This window comes from Bifidobacterium criceti (assembly GCF_002286935.1).
GTDB classification, from domain to species: Bacteria; Actinomycetota; Actinomycetes; order Actinomycetales; family Bifidobacteriaceae; genus Bifidobacterium; species Bifidobacterium criceti.
Genome location: NZ_MVOH01000008.1, coordinates 43,596 through 68,027, shown reverse-complemented (window position 1 = coordinate 68,027; position 24,432 = coordinate 43,596). Strand labels below are relative to the sequence as shown.

16 protein-coding genes and 1 tRNA gene are annotated in these 24,432 nt (G+C 63.9%); 12 read left to right on the top strand and 5 right to left on the bottom strand.

Annotation, left to right across the window (positions count from 1 at the left end; all coding sequences use genetic code 11):
• The first annotated feature begins 64 nt into the window (after positions 1-64).
• Both B1526_RS04485 and B1526_RS04480 read left to right on the top strand, forming a co-directional pair.
• The gene (locus B1526_RS04485) at positions 65-1,510 is read left to right on the top strand and encodes an FAD-dependent oxidoreductase (RefSeq protein ID WP_095614891.1); all 1,446 of its coding nucleotides are present in this window, start codon (positions 65-67) and stop codon (positions 1,508-1,510) included.
• 228 nt (positions 1,511-1,738) lie between these two features.
• Complete coding sequence (locus B1526_RS04480; RefSeq protein ID WP_133088456.1) at positions 1,739-2,935, top strand: serine hydrolase; 1,197 nt, start codon at positions 1,739-1,741, stop codon at positions 2,933-2,935.
• Between the two features lie 121 nt (positions 2,936-3,056).
• Here B1526_RS04480 and B1526_RS04475 read toward each other — a convergent pair whose 3' ends face one another.
• Both B1526_RS04475 and B1526_RS04470 read right to left on the bottom strand, forming a co-directional pair.
• Positions 3,057-5,273 carry a heavy metal translocating P-type ATPase gene (locus B1526_RS04475; protein WP_095614889.1) on the bottom strand — a complete coding sequence of 739 codons (2,217 nt, stop codon included), beginning with the start codon at positions 5,271-5,273 and terminating at the stop codon, positions 3,057-3,059.
• A gap of 308 nt (positions 5,274-5,581) precedes the next feature.
• Entirely contained in the window at positions 5,582-7,336 is a 1,755-nt protein-coding gene (locus tag B1526_RS04470; RefSeq protein WP_095614888.1) for a S1C family serine protease, read from the bottom strand.
• 250 nt (positions 7,337-7,586) lie between these two features.
• Here B1526_RS04470 and B1526_RS09175 point away from each other — a divergent pair, with 250 nt between their 5' ends.
• From B1526_RS09175 to B1526_RS04440, 7 genes are all read left to right on the top strand, one after another.
• The gene (locus B1526_RS09175; protein WP_162287938.1) at positions 7,587-8,147 is read left to right on the top strand and encodes a hypothetical protein; all 561 of its coding nucleotides are present in this window, start codon (positions 7,587-7,589) and stop codon (positions 8,145-8,147) included.
• Complete coding sequence (locus B1526_RS04465) at positions 8,084-9,157, top strand: tetratricopeptide repeat protein (RefSeq protein ID WP_162287937.1); 1,074 nt, start codon at positions 8,084-8,086, stop codon at positions 9,155-9,157. The genes B1526_RS09175 and B1526_RS04465 overlap by 64 nt, the downstream gene beginning before the upstream one ends.
• 294 nt (positions 9,158-9,451) lie before the next feature.
• Positions 9,452-10,801 (top strand): tRNA guanosine(34) transglycosylase Tgt, encoded by a 1,350-nt coding sequence (gene tgt / locus B1526_RS04460; RefSeq protein WP_095614886.1) that lies wholly within the window; start codon positions 9,452-9,454, stop codon positions 10,799-10,801.
• Positions 10,802-11,125: 324 nt separating this feature from the next.
• Positions 11,126-11,208 (top strand) — tRNA-Leu (locus tag B1526_RS04455).
• 279 nt (positions 11,209-11,487) lie between these two features.
• The gene (locus B1526_RS04450) at positions 11,488-11,847 is read left to right on the top strand and encodes a cupin domain-containing protein (RefSeq protein ID WP_095614885.1); all 360 of its coding nucleotides are present in this window, start codon (positions 11,488-11,490) and stop codon (positions 11,845-11,847) included.
• Positions 11,837-12,754, top strand: a complete 918-nt coding sequence (locus B1526_RS04445) for a putative RNA methyltransferase (RefSeq protein WP_235607030.1) — start codon at positions 11,837-11,839, stop codon at positions 12,752-12,754. The genes B1526_RS04450 and B1526_RS04445 overlap by 11 nt, the downstream gene beginning before the upstream one ends.
• A 117-nt stretch (positions 12,755-12,871) precedes the next feature.
• Positions 12,872-16,093 (top strand): CAP domain-containing protein, encoded by a 3,222-nt coding sequence (locus tag B1526_RS04440; protein ID WP_095614884.1) that lies wholly within the window; start codon positions 12,872-12,874, stop codon positions 16,091-16,093.
• Positions 16,094-16,270: 177 nt separating this feature from the next.
• Here the strand turns inward: B1526_RS04440 and B1526_RS04435 are convergent, their stop codons facing one another.
• The gene (locus B1526_RS04435; protein WP_407640997.1) at positions 16,271-17,260 is read right to left on the bottom strand and encodes a DMT family transporter; all 990 of its coding nucleotides are present in this window, start codon (positions 17,258-17,260) and stop codon (positions 16,271-16,273) included.
• Between the two features lie 125 nt (positions 17,261-17,385).
• On the bottom strand, positions 17,386-18,459 hold the full coding sequence (locus B1526_RS04430) for an alpha/beta fold hydrolase (RefSeq protein WP_095614883.1): 1,074 nt from the start codon (positions 18,457-18,459) through the stop codon (positions 17,386-17,388).
• 206 nt (positions 18,460-18,665) lie between these two features.
• Between B1526_RS04430 and B1526_RS04425 the strand changes: the two genes are divergently transcribed.
• Positions 18,666-20,486: an AMP-dependent synthetase/ligase gene (locus B1526_RS04425; RefSeq protein ID WP_095614882.1), complete on the top strand. Its 1,821-nt coding sequence runs from the start codon at positions 18,666-18,668 to the stop codon at positions 20,484-20,486.
• A 3-nt stretch (positions 20,487-20,489) separates the two neighbouring features.
• On the opposite strand, the gene B1526_RS04420 is transcribed toward B1526_RS04425, so the two are convergent.
• Positions 20,490-22,880, bottom strand: a complete 2,391-nt coding sequence (locus B1526_RS04420; protein ID WP_095614881.1) for a prolyl oligopeptidase family serine peptidase — start codon at positions 22,878-22,880, stop codon at positions 20,490-20,492.
• A gap of 279 nt (positions 22,881-23,159) precedes the next feature.
• On the opposite strand from B1526_RS04420, the gene B1526_RS04415 reads away from it, so the two are divergent.
• Positions 23,160-23,861, top strand: coding sequence for an FhaA domain-containing protein (locus B1526_RS04415; RefSeq protein ID WP_024540459.1), 702 nt, complete (start codon positions 23,160-23,162; stop codon positions 23,859-23,861).
• A 21-nt stretch (positions 23,862-23,882) separates the two neighbouring features.
• Entirely contained in the window at positions 23,883-24,428 is a 546-nt protein-coding gene (locus B1526_RS04410; protein WP_095614880.1) for an FHA domain-containing protein FhaB/FipA, read from the top strand.
• The last annotated feature ends 4 nt before the right edge of the window (positions 24,429-24,432 follow it).

Below are 24,432 nucleotides of genomic sequence, written 5' to 3'. Positions count from 1 at the left end.
CAGGTGCCCATCCGTCCCCCCTCCCTCTTCCATCGTTCGCGCATATCGGCTACGCTGGTATGCCGTGACTAATTCTGAACTTCGTATTGCCGTCATTGGCGCCGGCCCTGCCGGCGTGTATTCCTCCGATATCTTCCTCCGCCAGCTCGCCAAGTTGGGTGAGGGGCTGGGTCTGGGCGCGAACGCGCGCATCGACTTGTTCGAGAAGCTGCCGGTTCCGTTCGGTCTTGTGCGCTATGGCGTCGCGCCTGACCATCCGTCGATCAAGTTCATCGCGTCCGCGCTTGAGAAGACGCTCGACAATCCGAACATCCATTTGTATTGCGATGTCGAGTTCGGCAAGGATGTGACGCTCGACGACCTGCTTGAGCGTTACGATGCCGTCCTGTTCGCGACCGGTGCGATCAAGGACAAGCCGCTCAATCTGCCGGGTGCCGATTACGACGGCGTCTATGGCGCCGCGAAATTCGTCGAATGGTATGACGGGTATCCGACGGGCGTACGCGAATGGCCGCTCCAGGCCGAGGAGGTCGCCGTCATCGGTGGCGGCAACGTCGCGATGGATGTCGCACGCGAGCTCATGCGCAACGCCGACGACCTCAAGGCGCGCACCGACATTCCCGACAACGTGTACGAGGGCATCAAGCGCAACAAGGCGAAGACGCTGCATCTGTTCATCCGACGTGGCGTCGCGCAGGCGAAGTTCTCCGTCCAGGAGCTGCGTGAGATGGAGAAACTGCCGGGTGTGCAGCTCATCATCGACGAGGACGATTTCGACCTTGACGACGAGACGATCGAGGAGGCCGGCAAGGACAAGCTCACACGCCAGATGGTCGAGGAATTGTTCGCGATCCGCGAGATGGCCGAGGACATGGAGGATGACGGCGACGTCGACTTCGAAGGCAATCCCGCTGACCGTAAGTATTACATCCATTTCAACTCCGCGCCGACCGAGGTCCTCGGCGAGGACGGCAAGGTGTGCGGCATCCGCGTCGAACGTACGGAAACGTCGGCGAACGGCCGGATGACGCGCACCGGCGAGTTCACCGATTATCCGGTGCAGGCCGTCTACCATGCGATCGGTTACAAGCCGGAATCGGTTCCCGGCATCGCCTATGACGAGCAGGGCGCGCACCTCGCGAACGCGAACGGCGACGGCCGCATCACCGTCGACGCGGCTGATGGCGAGATCCGCGAACGCCTGTATGCGACCGGTTGGGCGAAGCGCGGCCCCGTCGGCCTCATCGGTTCGACGAAGTCGGATGCGCTGATGATCGTCACGGCGATGCTCGAAGACCTTGCGAAGAACAAGGAGGACGGCCGTCTCGCCCCTGACCGTGACCCCGAATCAATCGACCGTCTGCTCGCGGAACGCGGCGTGCGTCCGATCGACTTCGCCGGCTGGAAGCGCGTCGACGCGTACGAACGTGCCGAAGGAGCGAAGGAAGGACGCGAACACAAGAAGGTCATCGAGCCCGACGAGTTCCGTCGTCTCGCCCACGGCGAATAGCACCATGAGCGCACACGGCGCGCGCATGGTCGGCAGATGATCGACAGATGACGGTGGTGGGGATCCGGTTCCGGATCCCCACCACTTCGCATATGCAGTCATGCCATACGTGTGCGATGTGTGGACGTGCCATGTGCGGACGGCATCGTTGCCGAAGGGACGCCTTATAATGCTGCGCGGAAAAGCATGCGCGAAAACGCGACAACTGTGCAGAAACGGGTACGCCGGATGCAGACGAAGACGACGAAGCGTGGGAGAATCCCCAAATGGCGCGACGTTCCTTTGACGGATGCGCAATTCGACGCGTCGATCACCCAACACCGCAAATCGATCGCGAAATGGAAGGGTATCGCGATTGCGTCGACGGTCGTCGCGGCGTGTGCGACACTCAGCGCGGGCGCGGTCGGCGTCTTCGGCGACGGCACCGCGAGCGCCGCGCACTCCCCAACGTCGACGCATGCGCCCGTCGCGGCACACACGACGGATGCGGACACCAACGCCACACCGCAGCAGAATGACAGCGATATCGAGAAAACGGTCGTCGCGCCGAATCTGACACAGGTCGTGCACGCGGCGTTCACGAATCTACGGAACGCGGATGGCGCGAGTGCGCTGTCCGCCGTGGGACTTTCGCTCACGGACACCGCCTACGCGCAGCTGCAGCATGCGGTGAGCGCGTTCCATGAGGAAGGATATGAGGTGTCGTTCGCGGTCGTCGATATGCACACGGGCGCCGCCGTCACGTCGTATGGGAACGTGCCACGGTATTCGGCGTCGTCGATCAAGGCACCGTATATCCTGTCGCTCGCGCAGACGGGCGCGGTCGACCTCGACGCCGCCGCGGCGAGCGCGAACGCGGACGCCGCCTATCTCAACCGTCTCATCACGGCGACGCTCACCGTGTCCGATAACGATGCATACAAGTCGTTGTTCGAACGGTACGGTTCGGCGCCGTTCACGACGTGGACGTCAGGGTACACGTTCGGCGATGCGCTCAACGGCCATTACACGTTCCTCACGGCGACCGACCTCGCGCGTCTGTGGGTGCTCGGATATGACTACCTGTTCTCGGACACGGCGCCGACGAAGACGGACGGTACGCCTGCCGCGTCACAGGACGCGCGCGCATGGCTCGCGCAGCAGATGCGCGGTTCGCTCAACTCGTCGATCCAGATGGCGCACGACGAGCGTGAGCAAGTGTATTCGAAGGCCGGCTGGATCTATGGCGAAGGCAACCTGTACGCGCTCAATGATGCCGGCATCGTGCTGCCTGCGGGCGCGGGCGACCTTGAGGCGCACCCACGGGGCTACGTCCTCGCGATCCTGTCGAACGCGTGCGGCCGCAACGATCTGCTGAGCGAGCTCGCGACGGTGATCGGCGCCGTCATCGCCGACGAAGGCGGACAGACAGCCGCCGAATCATAGGCGACGGTCGCGGAGACGACGACGCGATCGGGGCAAGGGGACGCGCAGTCTGAGCAGGCCACGCAGCCCGCCCGGACTGCCCAGTGAGTGCGGCACGTACTTATTTTGCCGGTCGAACAATCTATTTGCGGTCGAACAGTGCGGTGAGCGCCCACAGAATCGACACGACGTCGATGCATTCCTGCAGGAACGCGCCTGCGACGACCGGGATGAGGTTGAACGCGGCGCACACCATGCCGACGATCGCGAGCGCGATGCCGATGAGCACGGCCTGCAGCATGCGCTGCTTCGTCTGGCGCGCGATGCGCACACCCGTCGGCACGGCGCCGATGTCGTCGTTCATGATGACGACTTCCGCCGACTCCGACGCCGCCGTCGACGTGCCGTCGGTCATCGCCATGCCGATGTCGGCGACGGCGAGGACGGGCGAATCGTTGACACCGTCGCCGACCATCATCGTCACATCACGGTGGATCGGCTCTCCGAGGAGTTTCGCGGCTGCGCGATTCCACGATGATTCGGTGCCGCTCTTCCCCTGTTCGGCTGCGTCGCGCACGGCGTTGACCTTGTCCTGCGGCAGCAGTTCGTAGCGGACGTCGGTTATGCCGACTTCGTTCGCGATGATCATCGCCGACGATTGCTTGTCGCCGGTGAGCATCGTCTCTTCCTTGACGCCGAGGGCACGCAGTTCCTCGATTGACTGTTTCGCATTGTAGCGGGGGATGTCCCGCAGCACGATACGTGCGGCGAGATGCCCGTCAATCGCGATGTAGGTGGCCATCTCGTCCGGTTCGAGCGTGTCCGGCCACAGATGGGCGGCCGCTTCGTCGGCGGCTTCCATCGCCTTTTCGTTCTTCGCCTCTTCGGCGGCGTTGTGGACCTCCTGGCTTGCGATGTCCTGTTCCGTCACGAACGCGTACCGGCCGACCTCGACCTTGTGGCCGTCGACGGTGCCGCGCACGCCTTTGCCGGGGATTTCGGACACGTTGCCGACGACCGGGTAGTTCTCGTTCGGGTTCGGCAATGTGCGCTGCGTGGCGTCGACGCCGGCTGCCGTCTTGCCGCTTGAGCTCGGCAGGCGGCCGAGCCGTTCCATCGCCTTGCGTCCTGCTTCGACGATGCCTTTCGCGAGGACATGCACCGAGAACCCTTCGACGATGCCCGCGAGCATGAGGATCTCGTCCTCGGAGACGTCGGCGGGGATGCCGGCGGCTTTCTCGACGCGCACGACCTGCGGCTGTTTGACGGTGAGCGTGCCGGTCTTGTCGAAGAAGACATGCGTGACGCGGCCGAGGTTCTCGAGCACGTCCTGCGATTTGACGAGGATCTTGCGTTTCGCGAGGCGCGCGGTGCCGGCGACGTAGGCGACGGGCGCGGCGATGAGCAGCGGGCACGGTGTCGCGAGCACGAGCACCTGTGCGAACCGCAGACCTGTGCCGGAGACGATCCACGCGACGATCGCGATCGCGAACGAGATGATCGTGAACGGCACGGCGAGCATGTCGGCCGTGCGCACGACGGCGGCGCGCGATTCCTCGGCGGACGAGACGAGTTTGAGGATCTGCTGGTATTGCGAGTCGGCGGCGAGTGACGTCGTGCGGATCATCATCGTCGTCGAACCGTTGATCGAACCGGACAGCACCTTCGCACCCGCGAAGATCGTGCGCGGGACCGGTTCGCCGTTGATGTTGCTCAGATCGACGGTCGCGGTGCCGGACAGCAGCATGCCGTCGACCGGCACGATCTCGCCTGGCAGGATGAGCAGCACGGAACCGAGTTTGACGTCATTGACGGGGACCGTCTCAAAATGGCCGTTGCCGGCCGTGATCGCCTTGCCGCTGCGCTGCGCGTCCTCGACGGCCTGCTGCACTTTGCGGAAGCCCTCCCCGCTCGTGTCCGTGCCATCCGCGCCGCCGGCGTCCGTGCCAGGCAGTGTGACGACGTGCGCCTGCTGCGGCGCCGCCTTGATGAGCGCCGTGAGGTTGCCTTTCGCTTTGTTCTGCGCATACGATTCGATCGCCTCACCGGACGCGACCATCAGGACGACGGCCCACGACGCCCAGTACTGCTGAACGCAGACGGTCGAGACGAGCGCGACGATCGCGAGCAGGTCGACACCGACGTGGCCGTGCCTGATGCTGTCGATCATCTCACGGATGCTCGTATAGATCGTCCATGCGACGAACAGGATGACGATCCACTCGCCGACGCCAGGGTCGAATGCGGCATGGATATGGCCCCACGGGCGCCAATCAGGAATGAGGGCGAGCGGGATCGCCGCGAGCAGTGACAACGGAAGCAGTGGCACTGCCTTGCAAAGATCGATGATTTTCCTCATCGCATCTCCTTACGTTCGGTATCGTCTTCCCAACACCCGGGCATGCTGCCGCATGCGGGTGCCGAAACGTCAGCTTCACGCCTTGTTAGCCCATCGAACACGGCGCCCGGCTTGGCGCGCTTACGACACACGGCGTAAAAAGATTGCTAGGTTCATCTTCAGTTATCGTCCGCGCACGGCATGTCTGGGCACGAACGTGCCCCACTGTAACAAAAAACGCCGGACAGCGCGAATCACGCTGTCCGGCGTCCACAGTCCGCCTCCCGCTCAGCCGAAGCACTCAGCCAGGCAGGCGACGTGTGCGCGGTTTACCACAGGCCGAACGGGTCGAACACACCGCCGTTGCCACGGTCGCGATTGTCCTGCTGCTCCTGCTGCTGGCGGCGCTGTTCCTCCTCCTGCCGCTGTTGCTGCTGGCTGTTGCCGTTCGAAGAACCGTTGACGTCCTGCTCGGCCTTGTCGAACTTGACGTTGACGTCCATGACCTTGCCGTCACGCACGATCGTGAGCTTCGCCGTCGATCCCATCGATGCGGCGCGCACGAAGCCGAGGAGCGAATAGTTGTTCGCCACCGACAGGCCGTTGTAGGCGATGATGACATCGCCCTTGACGATGCCCGCCTTCTCCGCGGGGCCGCCCGAGACGAGCGACTGCACTTCGGTGCCGGCGCGCGTGACGCCGTCCGCCGTCACGGTCGTGTTCTTGATCGTGACACCGAGCGCGACGTGCTGCACCTTGCCGTCCTTGATGATCTCGTCGGCGACGCGCTTGGCGAGGTTCGACGGGATCGCGAAACCGATGCCGATCGAGCCGGCCGTCTCCTCGCTGCTCGCGGTCGACGCGATCGACGAGTTGATGCCGATGACCTGGCCGGCCACATTGAACGTCGGACCGCCCGAATTGCCCGGGTTCACGGCCGCGTCGATCTGGATCGCGTTCGTCACGATCGTCTGGTTGTCCTCATCCATGACCGAGACAGGGCGGTTGAGCGCGGAGACGATGCCGGTCGTCGCCGTGTCGTCATAGCCAAGCGGGTTGCCGATCGCCATGATCGGCTCACCGACGGCGACCTTGTCCGAATCGGCGAACTCGATCGTCGTCAGGTCGGACGGGGCGTCCTTGAGCTGGATGACGGCGAGGTCGGTCGTCGAATCGGTGCCGACGATGTCCGCCTCGTACAGGTCGCCGTTGCTCAACGTGACGACGATGTTCTTCGCGCCGGAGACGACGTGGTTGTTCGTGACGATATGACCCTGCTCGTCGATGATCGCGCCCGAGCCCTTCGCGACGCCCTCATCGACGGTCGTCGAAATCGACACGACGGCGTTCGACACCTTCGACGAGACGGCGGTCCAGTTCGGCGCCTCGCCACCTTCGACGACGGCGCTGCCTTCCGAACCGTTCTGGTTGCTCGACGTCACCGACGACATCGATGATGACGACGGCACCTTGACCCAACCGTACGTGAGCGCGGTCCACCCGAAGCCGAGGCATAACGCGGCGGTCACGACGGCGGAGACGACGCCGATGAGCACACCGTGCGACTTCGTCTCCTCACGGTCGACATCGGCGTAGGGGTCGTGTGGATCGTTGCCGTTGCCGAACGGGTCGTTCGGCGGCGTCGGCGTGCCGGGGCCACCGTTGCCGTTGCCGCCACCGAGCGGCACATACGGCGAACGCGCGCCATACGGCGTCTGCGCGCCACGGTCGGGCGTCTGCGCGTTCGGCGTGTTCTGGTCCTGATACGGCAACGCGAACGGCGTCGTCGCATGTGGTTGCGGGTGCTGGTTCGGCTGCGCGTTCGGCACAGGTTGCGTCTGCTGCACAGGCGCGTACGCCCCGTACATCGGTGCGGGACGGTACGGCTGGTTCGTCGGCTGCGGCTGCGCACCATTGATCGCGGCGTCGCCAAGCGGCGGCAGCGTATGCGTCGGTCCGCCATCAGCGGCCGTATTCGGCTGCGTCGGTGCAGCGTCCGGCTGCGCACCGTCCGACTGCGCACCGTCCGACTGCGCACCGTCGGCATCGTTCGTCTCCCACGGGTAACGGTTGTCGTCACTCATCTGTTCTCTCCGTTCGTCACTTGATGCTGTCCTCGATATCTGCTGTCACCGGCAATCGTAGTGCGCGCTTCCGCGGCGCACGGTGCCGTTCATCGCCGGTAGAGGAATCTCTACCCACATAGTTAAAACGTGACTGCTTGACGTTTCCTGAATGTTTGTTGAGAGTGGAAACAGTTTTTCGTAACAGCTTCCTTGGGGGGGACACGGCCACGAATTTCCGCACCACCGCGCGCGTTGCTACGATGCTGTCATGGTGCGCGACAACAACAATCCCGACGATGATGACAACGTCAGCTGTCCCTTCGTCATACGCAAGGACCGTATACCACCGGACAACCGCAAACGTTCCACAGTGCCGATCCTGCGATACGGGGACCTCTATTACTGTTTCGCCGACCTCGTCATCGGCCCGGTACTGCCTACCGTGTACCTCACACTCCCGTCGTTCGCATACGCCTCTCACGGCGAACCATACGTCTGCGAGCGCAAACGAACAGGCACCTATCCGAAGGGCGGCGGTTGGGAAAACGGCGCGGGACGCGACATCGTACCAATCGGACCGGTGCCGATCTGCTACCGTGATGTCATGGGGGACACGGTCACGACATACGAACAATGGGTCGACGATTACCGTGGCCTCCCCGGTGTCCCGTTCTACTCGTCTACTCGACGACCTACGGTTCCGGCGACTGCTGCGACAAAGCGTCGCGCTACGACATCGACGGCAGTGAAGCGTACGAGCATGCGATGTTCTATATCGAAGAAGCGATGCGCGCGCACACGAACTCAGTCGGCACACTCGATTCGGTGAGCGACATCGAACGCGCACAATACCACGGCTGCGTCAAACTCGCCGAAATCCTGTTCCGTCACGCGGCAGGACGCGGCCATGCGCGCGCATGGCTCGCGCTCGGCCGCATCTACCACGACGACGTCAACGAAGGCGACTATTTCAACAGCTGTTATACGGCGCGCATCAAAGGACACGAACCAATCGTCGAACAACCACCGATCGCCGAACGCGCACGCATATGCTTCGAGCGAGCGGCCGAACTCGGCGAAGCGGAAGCGCTCGCGTTCCTCGGCGACCTGCGGCTCCAAGGGAGGGGGTGCAGACGCGACGCGCGGCGCGCGTTCGCATTGTACGAACAAGCCTATGCACGCGCCGACGAGGATGGTCAGGTGAAGTATGCGAAAGCGGCCGCGGCGGCGCGGCTCGCGCGCTGCCTTGCATACGGCGTCGGTTGCGGCATCGACAAACCGCGTGCGATCACATTGTTCCAGTACGCGAGCGAGCATCTCGCGGACATCGCACGCGATAACCCGTGGTGGTATGAGGATCCCCGTACCGGCGCGCAGGAAGAAGTCATCGAACTGACGACATCCGCGGGCGACCACGAGGGCGCACCCGAGGCCCCTGCGGTGGTGCCGGCTGAGGTTTGGGATGAGATCCCCTATGCACCGATCACGAAACATCTGCCGATGCTCGAACAGATGGACGATTCCGGTACACCCGTAAGTCCGTTCTGGTTCTCGTACCACGACGACGTGGAATATTTCATCGACGATGTCTTCCGTTTCGCCGATGACCATCCCGAACTGGACACGTCCTACTATCTGGGATTCGTGGAGTCGGCCTTCCTCGATACGCCGATAGAGCGCATCGACCCTGCCGATTGCGACGCGCGCGCCGTGTTCATGATGGTCTTCTACGCGGTGCGATACGAGAAGTTCTATACGGGGCTCCTCGCCGGTCTGCTGCGCGGCGGTGCCGTGCAGCGCTGGCTGCGGCGGCTCAAGCAGCTGGACGACGAGCAGTGATATGCGGGTGCGAGTGTGTGCGTGACGCGAGGGCTGTTTGCGGCGGCACCGGCGCAATGTACGACCGTTTGTAGTCGACCAACAGCCGTTTGCGGCGGCGGTGCCGCAACGTACAGCCGTCTACAACGCGCACACGGTAGTCAACGGCGGCGGTGCCGCAAAGTGCAGCCATCTACAACCGACTAACGGTAGTCAACGGCGGCAGCGCCGCAACAGACGACCGTTGTAGTCAACCAACAGCCGTTTGCGGCGGCGGTGCCGCGGTGGACAACCGCACGCCTTAGAATTGCACGCATGACTAGCACGAGCACTTCAGCAGACAGTACGATCACGAGCGCGCCGGCACCGCAGTTGGTCGAGCGGCCGCGCGGTGCCGAACCCGGCAAACCCGGCGACCGCAGCGCATTCCATTTCGAAGAGCGCACGCGGCTGTCCGATTCCGCGGACGGCAAAGGCAAAGGCGGTGCGCGCTACGGGCGTACCGGCATTCTGCACACGCCACACGGCGACATCAGGACGCCCGCGTTCGTACCGGTCGCGACACAGGGCGCGATGAAAGCGGTCCTCCCGGAATCGATGGTCGACCTTGGCGCGCAATGCCTGCTCTCGAACGCATTCCATCTGTACGAACGTCCGGGTGAGGATGTGCTCGACGAAGCGGGCGGACTTGCGAAGTTCATGAACTGGAACGGTCCCACATTCACCGATTCCGGCGGTTTCCAGGTGCTTTCGCTCGGAGCGGGATTCAAGAAGACGCTCGCGATGGACGTCGAAGGTATGAAATCGGACGACGTCATCGCCGAAGGCAAGGAACGCATGGCCTTCGTCGACGAAGACGGCGTGACGTTCAAATCGCCGCTCAACGGTTCGCTCCACCGTTTCTCAGCGGAGATCTCGATGAATATCCAACACAAGATCGGAGCGGACATCATGTTCGCGTTCGACGAACTGACGACGTTGATGAACACACGTCGATATCAGGAGAACTCGGTCGAACGGACGTATCGTTGGGCGCAGCGTTGCGTCGCCGAACATGAGCGGCTCACGCAGACGCGCGTCGGAAAGCCGTATCAGGCGCTCTACGGCGTTGTGCAGGGCGCGAACTACGAGGATCTGCGACGGCACGCGGCGCAGCAGATCGCATCCCTTGATTTCGATGGCGTCGGCATCGGCGGCGCGATGGAGAAACGCATCATCGGTGACATCTGCGCGTGGATCTGCGATGAGATGCCGCAAAGCCGCCCGCGGCACGTGCTTGGCATCGCGGCCGTCGACGACATGTTCGCATGCGTCGAAAACGGTGGCGACACATTCGATTGCGTCGCACCCGCGCGCTGCGGCCGCAATGGCGCGATCTTCACGCGCGATGGCCGCTACAACATCAAGCGCGCGGCGAACAAACGCGACTTTTCGCCGCTCGAGGAAGGTTGTGGCTGCTACACGTGCACGCATTACACGCGCGCATACGTCGACCACCTGCTGCGCGCGCACGAGATGAACGGGCTCACGCTCGCGACGATCCACAACGAGTATTTCTTCGTGCATCTGCTCGACGACATCCGCGCATCGATTGACGGTGGATATTTCGATGAATTCCGCGACGCGACGCTCGCGCGCTTCTACGCGAACGGTTCGCGCGGGTAACGGGGGTGGGTTGGTGTCGCGCGGTGCCCACGACTGCGGCATCGCGCGACGCTAACGCACCGGTCCGCGACGCGCGACACCCACCTCTGCGGCACCGCGCGACACCAGCCAGCCTGAGCGTCGCGTAATTCCCCCACTTGCGGCATCGCGCGACGCTAACGCACCGGTCCGCGACGCGCGACACCCACGCTTGCAGTATCGCACGACGCTGGCGGCCGCACACGTCGTGCGATCCCAATTTCTGCGGCACCGCACGACGCACATACATATACAACACGCCGAATTGCACCAAACGGCGACATGGTGTAAACTAGTTCTCTGTCTGCGAGCGTGGCGGAATGGTAGACGCGCTGTCTTCAGGTGGCAGTGAGCTCATGCTCGTGCGGGTTCAAGTCCCGCCGCTCGCACTCTTCACAAAACGGCTGATTTCCAACGAAATCAGCCGTTTTGTGTTGCCAGGGCTGACCTAAAAGGTACCAAAATGACAACAAACGTCCCACTTCACACAGCGATGCCGCTGCCCTTCCCATTCCCGATTCCCACCATTAGAATGTTGCGCAGACTCATACACAAGCGGAACGCGCGACGCATACAGGTGGACCATACCGTGCGCTGCGCACAACACGTTGACTATCGGCATCGACCGTCGATGCCGAGGTGCCGAGGTGCCGAGGAAAGAGGATTTCATGACGGCTGACGAACCACAAATGCAGGTGCTGACGGACCTCGCGAATATGGTGAGCGTACAGACGGAGGCGACCGTTTCGCGCACGGTGATGCACACTAAGGGAGGCAACGTCGTATTGTTCTCGTTCGATGCCGGACAACAGCTGAGTGAGCATACGGCGGCGATGCCTGTGTTTGTGCAGGTGTTGCGCGGACGTCTGCTCATCAAGGGCGGCGATGACGAACGCGAGATCGTCCCCGGCGACCTCGTCTACTTCCCCACGCGTCTGCCGCATGCGGTCACCGCGCTCGAACCTTCGATCATGATGCTCACGATGAACACCGCGGCCCGCGCGACGAACGCGATTGATGCGCGATGAGCATGCCGAACGCTACCATGTCGGCATGAACCCTGCGAAAATCGCGCGTTTCCGCGACAGTGAACGGTATTTCATCTGCCCGTTGTGCCACGATGCGCTGCATCTCGACGGCACAAGCCTGCGTTGCGCGAACCGCCACACGTTCGACATCGCGAAACAGGGGTACGTCAATCTCTCCCCATCCGCGAAGCAGTCGCAGTTCTACAACAAGGAATCGTTCGCGAACCGCGGCCATATCCTCGACGCCGGGTACTACGACCACATCATGCGCGCGGTGCTCGAAGCCGTCGACAACCATTGCCCTGCGCCGCACAACGTCGACTTCGCGGGGCTGCGCGACGCGCAATGCCCCGCGGTCCTCGACGCCGGATGCGGCGAGGGCTTCTACGCGCGCGCCGTGCAGGACGCGCACCCCGAAGCCGACGTCCTCGCGTTCGACATCTCGAAGGATTCGATCCGGCAGGCGGCGCACGAGGACATGGGCATGGCCGTCAAATGGTTTGTCGGCAACCTCGCCGACCTTCCGGTGCACGACGGCACAATCGACTGCATTCTCGATGTCTTCTCCCCGATTCATTACGACGAATTCCGCCGTGTCATGAAGGACGACGCCGTCGTGATCAAAGTGGTCCCCGGCGCGCATCACGACGAACAATTACGTGAGCTCGCGCGCGCACAGCTGCGCAATGCCGACTATTCGAACGAACAAACAATCGAACAATTCGCAACACATTTCACAATCGTCGACTCGCAGCTCATTTCGCAGACGTTCGCAATGTCAGACGACGATGTGCGCACGTTCGCACACATGACGCCGCTGTTGTTCAACGTCGATATCGACGCACTCGATCTCACCCAAATCAACGAACTGACGATTGAAGCGCGTATAATAGTCGCGCGGAAATAATTTTTCCAATTTGTGCGCGTGTTATTTTTTCTCCTCCTATGATGGAATATGCTGTCAGAGAAGAACAGCGGCGGCGGCGTCAGCCGCCACACCAAGACCACTTGAAGGGGGTCCATCATGACACATGCACAACACGCGCGGACGCGCGACAACGAGCAGAACAAGCCATTCCCGGCGATGAAGGCGATGAACGGCACGGTGGCCACGATGGCGGCCATCGCGACACTTGGCGCTCCAATGGTCGCGATGGCCGACGAGCCGTCGACGGCGGCGCAACAGCCGCAGGCCCAAGCACAACAGCATGCGGCGAGCAGCGCGGTGCAGCAGGCGCAAGCGGCCGTGGACGCCGCCAAGGAAGGCGTGGCCCAAGCGCAGGAAGCGCAGAAGAACGCCGAAGGCGCCGTCGCGGATGCGAACGGCGAAGTCGATCAGGCGAATGCGGCGGTACAGGACGCACAGCAGGCCGTCGATGACGCCATCGCCAACGATCCGAACACGGCCGCGGCGCAGGATGCACTCGACAAAGCCAACACCAAGCTCAATGAGGCTTCTGACCATCTGCAGAACGCCGTGGCCGCCCAGACGCAGAAGACGGATGCGCTCAAGCAGGCGCAGAGCGCGGAAGCGGCCGCCAAGGCGAACGAATCGACGGCCCAGAACGCCGTGAACGAACAGCAGACGAAAGTGGACGGTCTGCAGCAGCAGGCCGACTCCACCGATATGGACGCGCTCGAACAGGACGCCGATCGTACCGCCACTGCGGCTTCGGCGGCACAGGACGCGAGCGCGGACGCCGCGACGCAGGCCGCGGCGGCGCAGCAGAAGACGGATACCGCGAAGCAGCAGCTCGATGAGGCGGAGCGGATCGCCGGCGACGCCAAGGATCCGGCGAAAGTCGAGCAGGCACGCAAGGATGCCGCCGACACGGCCGCGACATACGACGAGGCGCTCAAGCAGGCGCAGACGGCGAGTGCACAGGCCGATCAGGCCAACGCCGAACTCAGTGACGCGAACACTGCCTATCAGCACGCGAGCGGTGATCTGCTGAACGCGCGTGACGGCGCGAACGCCGCGAAGCATGAACTTGACCGTGCGAATGCGGCGCTCGCCGACGCCGAGCGCAACGAATCCACGACGGCTGATGAACTCGCAGCGGCACAGACGGCGAAGCAGAACGCCGAACAGCACGTGGCCGATGCCGAACAGCACATGAAGGACACACAGGCGGCAGCCGACAAGGCCGCACAGGACAAGGTGGCGGCCCAGCAGAAGCTCGAAGCCGCACAGCAGGCCGTGGATGCCGCGACGCAGGCGGCGGCGAACGCCACCGAACTGGAACAGAAGGGCGCACTCGGCTGGTTCGAGTACCGCAACTCCACCTATGCGCAGCAATTGCTCGTCAACAGGGAGCTCACCAAGGATGCGAATGGTGTCTATCAACTGGATTACACGCATCTTGGTGATCCGAAGGATGCAACCAGTCTGGACAACCTTTTGAGATCGGTACAGCTGGTGCAGGAATGCAACAAGTTGCGCGCGACGCAGGGACTGCCACCCCTGGAAATCTCCGATGCCGCCACGGCGTTGGCCATGGTGCAGGCGAACGCCGCTTCGCAAGCGTCGGGGCACAACGGCAATTGCATTAAGGACACAATGTGGGGAGAGAATCTTTCCTATGGATACGAAGACCCCTACGACGGATGGTGGATCAAAGAGAAGGCCGTTTTTGACGAATATGTCGCCAGCGGCAAATATCCGGGCCTCGAGCATATGACCTATGAGGAGATCCAAAAAACCTATCCGGAATTACTGAATCCTACTGATCCGGATAAGCAGATCGGCCATTATCTCAACCTTGTCAATGCTGACTTCAATGCAACGGGCGTCGGCATGAGCCGTTATCCAAGCGCGATAAGCCCATGGTTCCCACCCTACAGTTCCGCGCAGGAGTTCATCCGTACGCCATATACGCCGCCTCAGGGCATGACGGATCACGCTACGGCAGCGGACACCTACCAGCAGGAGCTGCAAGAGTACGTCGATTCGATCCGCAACGCGCAGCAGAAGCTCAAGGACGCGCAGGATGCGCTTGCGAGCGCGAAGGCCGCCGTGGAAGTCGCGAACAAAGCGGCCGATGCGGCGGACCAAGCCAGCAAGCAGGCTGCCGCCGACCTCAAGACGGCGCAGACCGCGCAGTCGGACGCCGAACAGGCCTATGACAGCGCACTGGCGAAGCACACCGATGCGCAGCGTGCCAAGGCTGACGCACAGAAGAACGCGGATGAGCAGGAAGCCAAGTACACGCAGGCATCTGATACGCTCCGCAACGCGCAGGCGGCCTATGATGCCGCAGACGCCGCGTTCACCGCCGCCCAACGCAAAGTGGATGACGCCTCGAAGGCGCTCGACGAGGCGAACCGGAACGCCGACGCAGCCAAGACCGCCAAGGATGACGCGGCAAGCAAGTACGCGGCGATGCGGGACGCCAAGGCGAATCTGGACAAGGCGCAGGCGGCCTACGATACGGCGAAGCAGGCCAGTGACGCCGCGAACGCCCAGGCGGCCGCCAAGGCAGCCGCAGCGGCACAGGCGCAGCAGGCGGCGGATGCGGCCGCCGCGAAGCTCGCGGACGCCAAGCAGACGGTCGCCAATCTGCAGACGGCCAAAGATGAGCTCGCCAAGCGCAATCAGGCGCTCGCAGCCGCCAAGGGCACCGTCACGAAGGCCGGTGAAGCGGTCGCCGCAGCCCAGAAGGACGCCGATGCCGCCAAGGCCGCTGTGGACGACGCCCAGCAGGCCAAGGACAACGCCGACGCAGCCGTCAAGGACGCCGAGGCCGCGCTCGACGAAGCCCGGAAGAACGTGGGTGACACGCCCGCGGTCCAGGAGGCGCAAGCCAGGCTCGACGCCGCCAAGCAGGCGGCCGCGGACGCCAAGACCAGGCTTGACCAAGCGCGGGCCTCGCTCGCCGACGCCCAGCAGGCGCTCAAGGACCGTCAGGAAGACCTCCGCCTTGCCGAAATCGCGCTCGAAGCCGCGATCAAGGCCGAGCAGCAGCCGACGAAGCCGGACAACCCGTCGAATCCAACCAACCCGTCGAATCCGACGAAGCCGGCCACCCCGACCACCCCGGTGAAGCCCGGCACGTCGACCTCCACCAGCGCCGCGACGACCACCGCCACGACGTCCACGGCGCCGCAATCGGTGCAGGTCACGAATGCCGCAAGCGACAAGCTCGCTGTGACCGGCGCAGGCACCGGCGCCGTGCTCATCACGGCGTTCACGCTCGCGTTCGTCGGTGGTGTCGCCATGCTGACCGCACGCCGCCGCGAGGAGTGAGCTCGCACAATCGCCCACACTGAAGGCGAAAGCGACGCGCAATCAGCAACGCACACCGCATACAGCGAGGGGCTGCCGGAATCCATGGGGATTCCGGCAGCCCCTCGCGCACATCGTCACCTGTGCGCAACAATCAATCGATCATCAAAATCAATGCGCGGTACGCTCACGCACATGTCAGCGCACGAGGAACGACATCGCAATGATGAGCGCGAAGCCGATGAGGTCGGTGTTCGTGAACACGGCGCCGGTCCACATGACGGCCGTGATCGTCGCCATGACCGGTTCGATCGTGCCGAGCATCGTCGCGCGCATCGAACCGATGCGTACGACGCCCGCCATGTACAGCCAGAACGCGACGAATGTGCCGACGACGATCGTGAACGCGAGCAATCCCCAGCCGCGCGCATCGAGCTGCGGTGCGTTCTTCCATGGTTGCACGAACGGCGTGAGCAACAGCCCCGACAGCAAGAACGTGATGCCGTTGACGACGAAGTTCCCGTACTTCGCGATGAGCATGACCGGTACTATCGCGAGGCACGCGCACGAGAACGCGTCCGCGAGTCCCCACAGCAGCCCCGGAAGCGGCAGTGAGAGCGAACTCACCTTCCCTCCTGTCGCGAGGAGCCACACGCCCGCGAACGCGAGCGTCACGCCAACGATTTCCTTGACGCTCGGTTTGCGCTTCCCTCGTATGCACACGTACGCGAGCACCATGAGCAGGTTCACGGTCTGCAGCACCGTCGCCGTGCCCGCGTTCGTCCAGTGGATCGAGAACAGGTACGCGACCTGCACGAGTGTGACGCATGTGAGCGCCGTGAACAGGTACATCGGGTATTCGCGTATGCTTGTGAAGGCCGCGACGAGCGCGCGCCGCGAACCGACCGCCGCGCACGCGAGGAAGATGAGTCCTGCGACGATCTCCCTGACACATGCGAGCCACAGCGGTGTCATCTGGTACTGCTCCATCAGGATCTTCGATACCGATCCGTTGATTCCCCACAACGTGCCGCCGAGCAGGGTGCAGAAGATGCCCGACATCATGCGCTTGGGGGTCTGTTCGAGTGACTGGTCCGCGACTGTCTCGTCCGCGAGCGTCTGCGCCGCGTCCGACTTTTCCTCATTCGCCGACCGTTCGATCAGGTCCTGCACGTCCTTCTGCGTCACTGCGCCCTCGTTCCTTCCGCTGCCGGTCTCTTCTCTTCTGTTGTCGCCGTCACGATGACGACGTGTGTATCAGCGCATATGGGTGGTTTCGCGCGATTCTCACGCATGACGGTTCCGCATACACGCTACGGCAGCACCGTGACCGGTTCGGCCGACTGCAGCCACCGGAAGATGCGTTGCAGATACGGTGCGACGACGGCGTTCGGCATCGAGAAGATCTCGTGGACCGATCCGGGGACGCGTTCGACGCTGATGTCGCCGCCGTCACGTCCGACGAGCTCGGCGAAGACGTCTTCGGCCGCGTTGCTGACCCAGTGGTCGTTGCCCGCCTGGAACATCAGGACCGGCACGTCGATGCGTTCGCACATCCGTTCACGCAGTATCGCGTGCGAGATGCGCACCGCCTCGCGCACCCACGCGTTCGAGGCCGGGCACGTCTGGTAGTGCGTGTTCGCGACGCGCAGTTTCGTATACCATTCGATGCGCGCGGGGCACGCCCCCTCGTGGTCCTTCCCATCGATCACCGGCGTGAAGCGGTGCTGTCCGGGCGCCATCGCCTTCGCGTGCCCGAGGTCGCACGCCGCGCCGCATACGGTCGCCGCGAGCCAGTTCGGCGCGCCCGTGTTCGCTTTGATCATCGGTGAGGACAATACGGCGCGGTCGACGGCGTTCGGGTACCGTTCGAGCATCGCCGCGGCGATGCCGCCTCCCATCGAATGCGCGAACAACGCGAGCTGCCCGCCGTGCGCATACGCGCGCGCGACCTTTCTCGTGAACTTCTCCAGATCGGCGACGTAGCGCCGCCAATCGTCGATATAGACGATTTCGTCGTCGGCGACGTCGCGCGCCGAATACCCGTGCCCGCGGTGCTCGAGGACGCATACCGAGAACCCGGCGAGCAGGAAGTACCACACCATCTCCCCGTATTTCGCCGCGAATTCGCTGAAGCCATGCGAGAATACGACGGCGCCGTGGTCGCCGCGCGCCGTGCCCGGCACACCGAGTCTTTGGAATTCGTGCACGTCGTAGCACACGTAGTGCAATCTGCCGGCTTCGGCGAGACGCGGCAACGGGTGCCCTTCCCAATCCTTGCGCGCCGGTTCGAGGTATCCGTCGTGCGCGCACGTGCCGATCGCGGGCAGCGCCGTCTTCGCCATCGCCTGCTGCACGTGCCGTTCATCAACCATCGCGATTTCCATACCGACCATCCTAGGACGCCGCCGCGCTATCGGCCGTGGGCCGCGCGCTCGACGCACCGTCGGGACGCGCGGTTGTGCGTTCCCTACAAAACCTGGCCGGCGTGTGTTGTCGATTCGTACGAGGTACGCGTTCCCTACGGTTCCGTAAGATGGCGGGGGCGGCCTGTCCGTGGCCGCCGCAAGAGGATGATTACGAAGGATTTCCGATGCTCACCGAGTATACGACGCCGGGCCATGCGCTCACCGTCCGCGACAACGAAACGATCTATACACTGCTGACCGACCGCCTTGAGCGTTCGGGCGCCGATTCGCCGCTCACTGAGAACAAGGAGCCCGACGGGACGTGGAGCAAGCTCACCGTCGGTGAGTTCGACGCCGAGGTCCGCGCGATCGCGAAGGGGCTCATCCAGTTTGGCATCGCGAAGGGCGACGCGGTGACGATCTTCTCAGCGACGCGCGTCGAATGGGGCCTGTTGGATTTCGCGCTCGCCGCCGTCGGTGCGGTGACGGTGCCGATCTATGACACCGATTCGTCGATCCAGGCCGAACGCATCCTCAACGATTCCGATGTCAAGCTCGCGATCGCCGACAACCAGGAACGTTTCGACCGTCTTGATTCGGTCTTCGACCATTGCCCGACGCTCGAACGCATCCTCATGCTCGACGCGGATGCGGTCGCGGCGCTCAAGGGGCTTGGTGTCATGGTCTCCGATGAGGAGCTCGACGAGCGCATCGCGAGCGTCACGGCCGACGACCTCGCGACGATCGTCTATACGTCGGGTTCGACGGGCGCGCCGAAAGGCGCCGAGCTCACACACCGCAATTTCGTGAGCATCACGCGCGCGGCCGCCGAATGCGTCCCCGAGATGCTCGAAGGCAATGCGCGACTGCTGCTGTTCCTGCCGCTCGCGCACTGCTTCGCGCGTTTCATCCAGTATTTCGTGTTCACGTCCGACGCGGGTGTCATCGGCTATCTGCCGAGCACGAAGACGTTGCCGCATGACATGCAGGTCTTCGAGCCGACGTTCGTGCTGTCAGTCCCGCGCGTGTTCGAGAAGGTCTACAATGCGGCATCGCGCAAGGCCGGCACCGGTTTCAAGGGCCGCATCTTCGCGAAGGCCGCCGAGGCGGCGCGCGCATGGACCGAGATGGAGCAGCAGGGCATCAAACCGGACGCGAAGCAACGTGCGGAGCATGCGCTCTACGAACGCCTCGTCTACAGCTCGATCCGCGGCGCGTTCGGCCCGCGCATCAAGTACCTCGCATGTGGCGGCGCGCCGCTTGACCGCCGTCTTGCGACGTTCTTCAACGGCATCGGCCTGACGATGATCCAGGGCTATGGCCTGACGGAGACGGCCGCGCCGTTCGCGTTCACGCGTGTGCATGACAATGTCATCGGCACCGTCGGCCAGCCGGTGCCCGGCTCGTCGGTGCGTGTCTCGGCGACGGGCGAACTCGAGGTCAAGGGCCAGAACGTCTTCCGCGGCTACCACCACCTCCCCGAGAAGACGAAGGAGACCTTCGCCGCTGACGGCTGGCTCAGGACGGGCGATCTCGCGACGATCGACGACGAAGGCCACATCACGTTGACGGGGCGCGCGAAGGACATCATCATCACGGCCGGCGGCAAGAACGTCGCGCCGATCCCGATGGAGCAGGAGATCGCGACGTGCCCGATCGTCGAGCATGCCGTCGTCGTCGGCGACAACCGCCCGTTCGTCGGCGCCGTCGTCACGCTCGATCAGGAGGGCCTCGCGAGCTGGCTGCCGACGCAGAAGCTGCCCGCCGACCTGACGGTCGAGCAAGCGGCCGGCCTGCCCGAGGTCGCGGCCGAAATCCAGCAGTATGTCGACCGCGCGAACGCCGAGGTCTCGCGCGCCGAGTCGGTGCGCAAGTTCATTGTGCTGCCGGTTGCGTTCTCGCAGGACAACAAGTGCCTGACGCCGTCGATGAAGGTCGTGCGCCCGAAGGTCAACGAGGTCTTCGCGAAGGAGATCGCGAACGGCATCTACGGCGCCAAGCGCTGACGCTCAGCGTTTGAGCGCGCGGGCGAGGAAATCGCGCTGCAGCACAAGCAGGTTGCGTGCGACGGTCGGGTCGTTCGTCATATGCGTGATGCCGGTGAGCGGCAGGAACGTGTGGTCGCGCCCCGCGGCCATGAGCGTCTGGCTCAGGCGCAGCGAATGCGCGATCGTCACGTTGTCGTCGGCGAAGCCGTGGATGAGCATGAGCGGGCGTCTGAGCGCGGGCGCGTCGGCGATGATGCTGTTGCGCGCGTAGTCGGCTTCGTCGAGGCCGAGGAAACGCTCGGTGTAGCACGTGTCATAGAGCGTCCAATCGGTCGGCGGCGCGCCCGCGCATGCCGCCGCGAACGTCTCCGGGGCGTCGAGCACGGCGAGTGCGGACAGGAAGCCGCCATACGACCAGCCGATCATCGCGACGCGGTCGAGTTCCGGCTGCGGCAGCACGTGCGCGCGTGCGCCCGACGCGTGCCTGCCGTATGCGGCCGCGTCGTTGATGCGCGCGACGGCGTCGGCGAGCGCGTGCACGGCGTCGACCTGGTCTTCGAGTGTGACGCGTTTCATCTCCTTGTACACGTCGCGGTCCCATGACGGTCCGCGTCCCGTCGTGCCACGTCCGTCCGCGATGACGACGAGGTATCCCTGTTCCGCCCACCATTGCGCATCCCAATACGCTGATTGGCTCAACGTGACCTCTTGGAATCCGGGGCCGCCGTAGGGGTGCATGAGGACCGGCAGCGACTCCGCGTCGGCGTATGCGGCGCCTGTCGGCGCGACGATCGCCGCGTGCAGCGCGCGTTCCCCGAGGCGCACAAAACGCACGTTGATATCGAGTCCGGGCGTCGCCGCGTTGTTCGCGACGGCGACGGCCTCGCCACGGTAGTAGTGCGTCATCTGCGCGCGTGGGTCGGCCATGTCCCTTCCGGTGACGACGAGGCCGTCGCCGGCGCGCGTCGCGCACCATACGCCCGGTTCGTCGGTGACCGGGTAGACGCCGCCGCCGTAGTCGAACGCGACGACGTCGAAGCTGCGCGCATCATGGTCGTCCGCCGTCGCCGTCCACTGTTTCGGCACGTCGGGCGCGGCTTCGGGCGTGCGTTGCACGACGCACATGACCGTTTCGTCGTCCGCGTCGAGCACTTCGCGCACCTGCCAGCCGACGGGTGTGAACGCGCGGCCATCCACGGTGAGCCGGTTCGTGTCGGTGTCCATGTCGTTGAGCGAGCAGATGAGCGCACCCGACGGGGTGTAGACGGGTGTGCCGGGAATGAGGTCGATCCATTGGCTGTTCGCATGCGTTTCGAGGACGGTGACGGGCATGAGCGGCACGACGCCATCCTCGACCGTCGCATAGTCCTTCCAATCCTGTTCCTTCGGCATGTCGACGCGCAGGATCTGCTCGTGCTGCTGGAGACGGTCGAGGACGCGCAGAAGCGGCATGTGTCCGGTCGTCCACCGCACGACGGCAAGGTATTCGTAGGTTTCCTCGTCCCAATCGACGATTGCCTTGTGCGCGGCGTGCAGACGATCATCGGACAAATGCACGGCGTAGAGGTCGACGACGGCGTTGTGCGTGAGCGCGCGCGGATAGCGGTGGTCGAATCCGCGGCGTTCCGGGTTCGCGGGGTCGCTTATCGTCCACAGTGGTTCGGGCGATGCGTCGAAGCATTCGACGAGGAGCGTATGTGAGTCGGGCCCCCACCAGAAGCCGTCGTAGCGGTCCATTTCCTCGGCCGCCGCGAATTCGGCGATGCCCGCCCGCATCGTCGCGCGTTCGCCGTGTGGCACGGCGAACGCGACGCCCGCATCGCCGCTTGCGGCGTCGACGACGATGACGGCCGCACCGGTCGAATAGGCAATGCGCGTGCCATCCGGGCTCACGCGCGGGTTGAGGACCGGGCGCAGCGGTTCGTCGCCGCCGTCGGCGAGATGCACGTCAAGCGTGCTCGTGTCCGCCGCCGCACGTTCGCCGTCAAGCGTCGACACGAACAATTCGTCATTCATCGTGAAGACGACGACCGTGCCCGCGGCGTCGACCGAATACGAGACGATGCCGCTGCCGCCTTCGCGCGCGCGTTCGCGGCGTGCGCGCTCCTCGGCGGGCACATCCTCGGCGTCGGCGTCGGTGAGCAATGCGCGCGGATCGGCGATGAGCGTCTCCTCACCATCCGCGGTGCCCATCCACAACGAGGTGACGGTGTCTTCGGCGCCATCCGAACGCAGGAACAGCATGCGTGCGCCGTCGCCAAGCAGATGGGCGTTGCGCGGGGCGCCGCAGCTGAAGCGCAGCGTGCGCGCCTTCGCGCCCGCGTAATCGGGAATCGAAGGGTCGGTTGTGGGAAGCGTCCCTGAATTGTTCACATCAATGGGACCGTTCGTGTGCACAGTGGTTTGCGTCATACCGCATTACGCTAGCACCGCGAGCCTGCGCGTTCGCTGAACGCGCGCCGCGCACCCGTCTCACATCCGCGTCCGTACTGAGGTTGAGGTCATCGCGTATAAAGGATGGACAGACGTATTTCATATACCATGAGTCATAGGTGGCGCATGCCGCACGCGAGGCGGCATGCGCGCTGTCCACGGCGACGTCCCACGTGGGTCGCGTTCGTCCGGTAAGCGCAAAAGCCGGCGCGGTTCGCGACCAAGCGTAGGATGGGACAGGAAAAGAAAGGGACTACCATGAGCGTTCTTGACCGTTTTGAGAAAAGCGTCGAAGGCGCGGTCAACGGAGTGTTCGCGAAATTCGGCTCCAAGGACCTGCAACCCGTCGATCTGACGAGCGCGCTCGAGCGGGAAATCGACGAATCGGCGATGCCAGTCGGCCGCGAACGTACGGTCGCGCCGAACGAGTATCGCTTCAAGCTGAGCACCCCCGACTTTGACCGCATCGAACAGTGGGGTTCGGAAGCGCTCGCGAACGAACTCGCGGACAACCTCACGAAGTACGCGAAAAGCCAGCATTACGCGTTCGTAGGCCCCGTCGTCGTCGTGTTCGAGGAGGACCTCGAACTGTCGAAAGGCAATTTCAAGCTCACGAGCGAATCGGTGCAGGGCAACGCCGTCCCGGTCACGACCGACGCGCAGGCCGAGGACTGCCCGATGCTCGAAGTGAACAACAGCCAGTACCTGCTCACGAAGAGCAAGACCATCATCGGACGAGGCTCCGGCTGCGACATCGTCATCGACGATCCCGGCATCTCCCGCAAGCATCTGGAGATCGACATCACCGACAACGGCGTCATCGCGCGCGACCTCGGCTCGACGAACGGCACCTACGTCGAAGGCCACCAGGTGCCGGCGGCGACACTCCTCGATGGGAACACGATCACGATCGGGCGCACGCGCATCCTGTACTGGGCGTCCTCACAGGACCAGGAGTAAACCGGGACACCGATTGCCGTTATGATTACCGAACTGACTTTCGCGGTACTGAAATACGCGTTCCTCATCCTGCTGTGGCTGTTCGTATGGTCGATCGCACGGTCGCTCTACCGTGACGTCGCCTCCTACAGCCCCCGCAAGTCGCGCGCACGCCGCAAGAAGGAACGTGAGGTCCGCAAGAAGGCCGACGTACCGGTCGCGGCGACGCCCGCGCCTTCGACGCCGAACCATCCGACGACGGGCGCGATGCCCGTCACGAACGCGGCGGACAAGCAGCCGACGCTCCTCGTCATCATCGACGGGCCACTCGCCGGCACATCCGTGCCGTTGAACTCCTCCGTCATCACGCTTGGGCGCGCCGCATCGAACACCGTCGTGCTCGACGACGAATTCGTCTCGTCGCACCACGCCCGCGTCTATCCTGACGAACGATCGCACCAGTGGGCCATCGAGGACCTGCACAGCACGAACGGAACCGTGGTCAACCAGCAGCGTATCACCGCACCCACGCTCCTCGCGCCACGCATGCCCGTACGCATCGGTGCGACCACCTTCGAACTGAGGTGAGCCG

What these genes read in the sequence shown, in the direction of transcription:
- B1526_RS04480 (WP_133088456.1), top strand. Translation starts at nt 1,739, where the DNA reads ATGCAGACGAAGACGACGAAGCGTGGGAGAATCCCCAAATGGCGCGAC.
- B1526_RS04475 (WP_095614889.1), bottom strand. Translation starts at nt 5,273, where the DNA reads ATGAGGAAAATCATCGATCTTTGCAAGGCAGTGCCACTGCTTCCGTTG.
- B1526_RS04470 (WP_095614888.1), bottom strand. Translation starts at nt 7,336, where the DNA reads ATGAGTGACGACAACCGTTACCCGTGGGAGACGAACGATGCCGACGGT.
- B1526_RS09175 (WP_162287938.1), top strand. Translation starts at nt 7,587, where the DNA reads ATGGTGCGCGACAACAACAATCCCGACGATGATGACAACGTCAGCTGT.
- B1526_RS04465 (WP_162287937.1), top strand. Translation starts at nt 8,084, where the DNA reads ATGTTCTATATCGAAGAAGCGATGCGCGCGCACACGAACTCAGTCGGC.
- tgt (WP_095614886.1), top strand. Translation starts at nt 9,452, where the DNA reads ATGACTAGCACGAGCACTTCAGCAGACAGTACGATCACGAGCGCGCCG.
- B1526_RS04450 (WP_095614885.1), top strand. Translation starts at nt 11,488, where the DNA reads ATGACGGCTGACGAACCACAAATGCAGGTGCTGACGGACCTCGCGAAT.
- B1526_RS04445 (WP_235607030.1), top strand. Translation starts at nt 11,837, where the DNA reads ATGCGCGATGAGCATGCCGAACGCTACCATGTCGGCATGAACCCTGCG.
- B1526_RS04440 (WP_095614884.1), top strand. Translation starts at nt 12,872, where the DNA reads ATGACACATGCACAACACGCGCGGACGCGCGACAACGAGCAGAACAAG.
- B1526_RS04430 (WP_095614883.1), bottom strand. Translation starts at nt 18,459, where the DNA reads ATGGAAATCGCGATGGTTGATGAACGGCACGTGCAGCAGGCGATGGCG.
- B1526_RS04425 (WP_095614882.1), top strand. Translation starts at nt 18,666, where the DNA reads ATGCTCACCGAGTATACGACGCCGGGCCATGCGCTCACCGTCCGCGAC.
- B1526_RS04420 (WP_095614881.1), bottom strand. Translation starts at nt 22,880, where the DNA reads ATGACGCAAACCACTGTGCACACGAACGGTCCCATTGATGTGAACAAT.
- B1526_RS04415 (WP_024540459.1), top strand. Translation starts at nt 23,160, where the DNA reads ATGAGCGTTCTTGACCGTTTTGAGAAAAGCGTCGAAGGCGCGGTCAAC.
- B1526_RS04410 (WP_095614880.1), top strand. Translation starts at nt 23,883, where the DNA reads ATGATTACCGAACTGACTTTCGCGGTACTGAAATACGCGTTCCTCATC.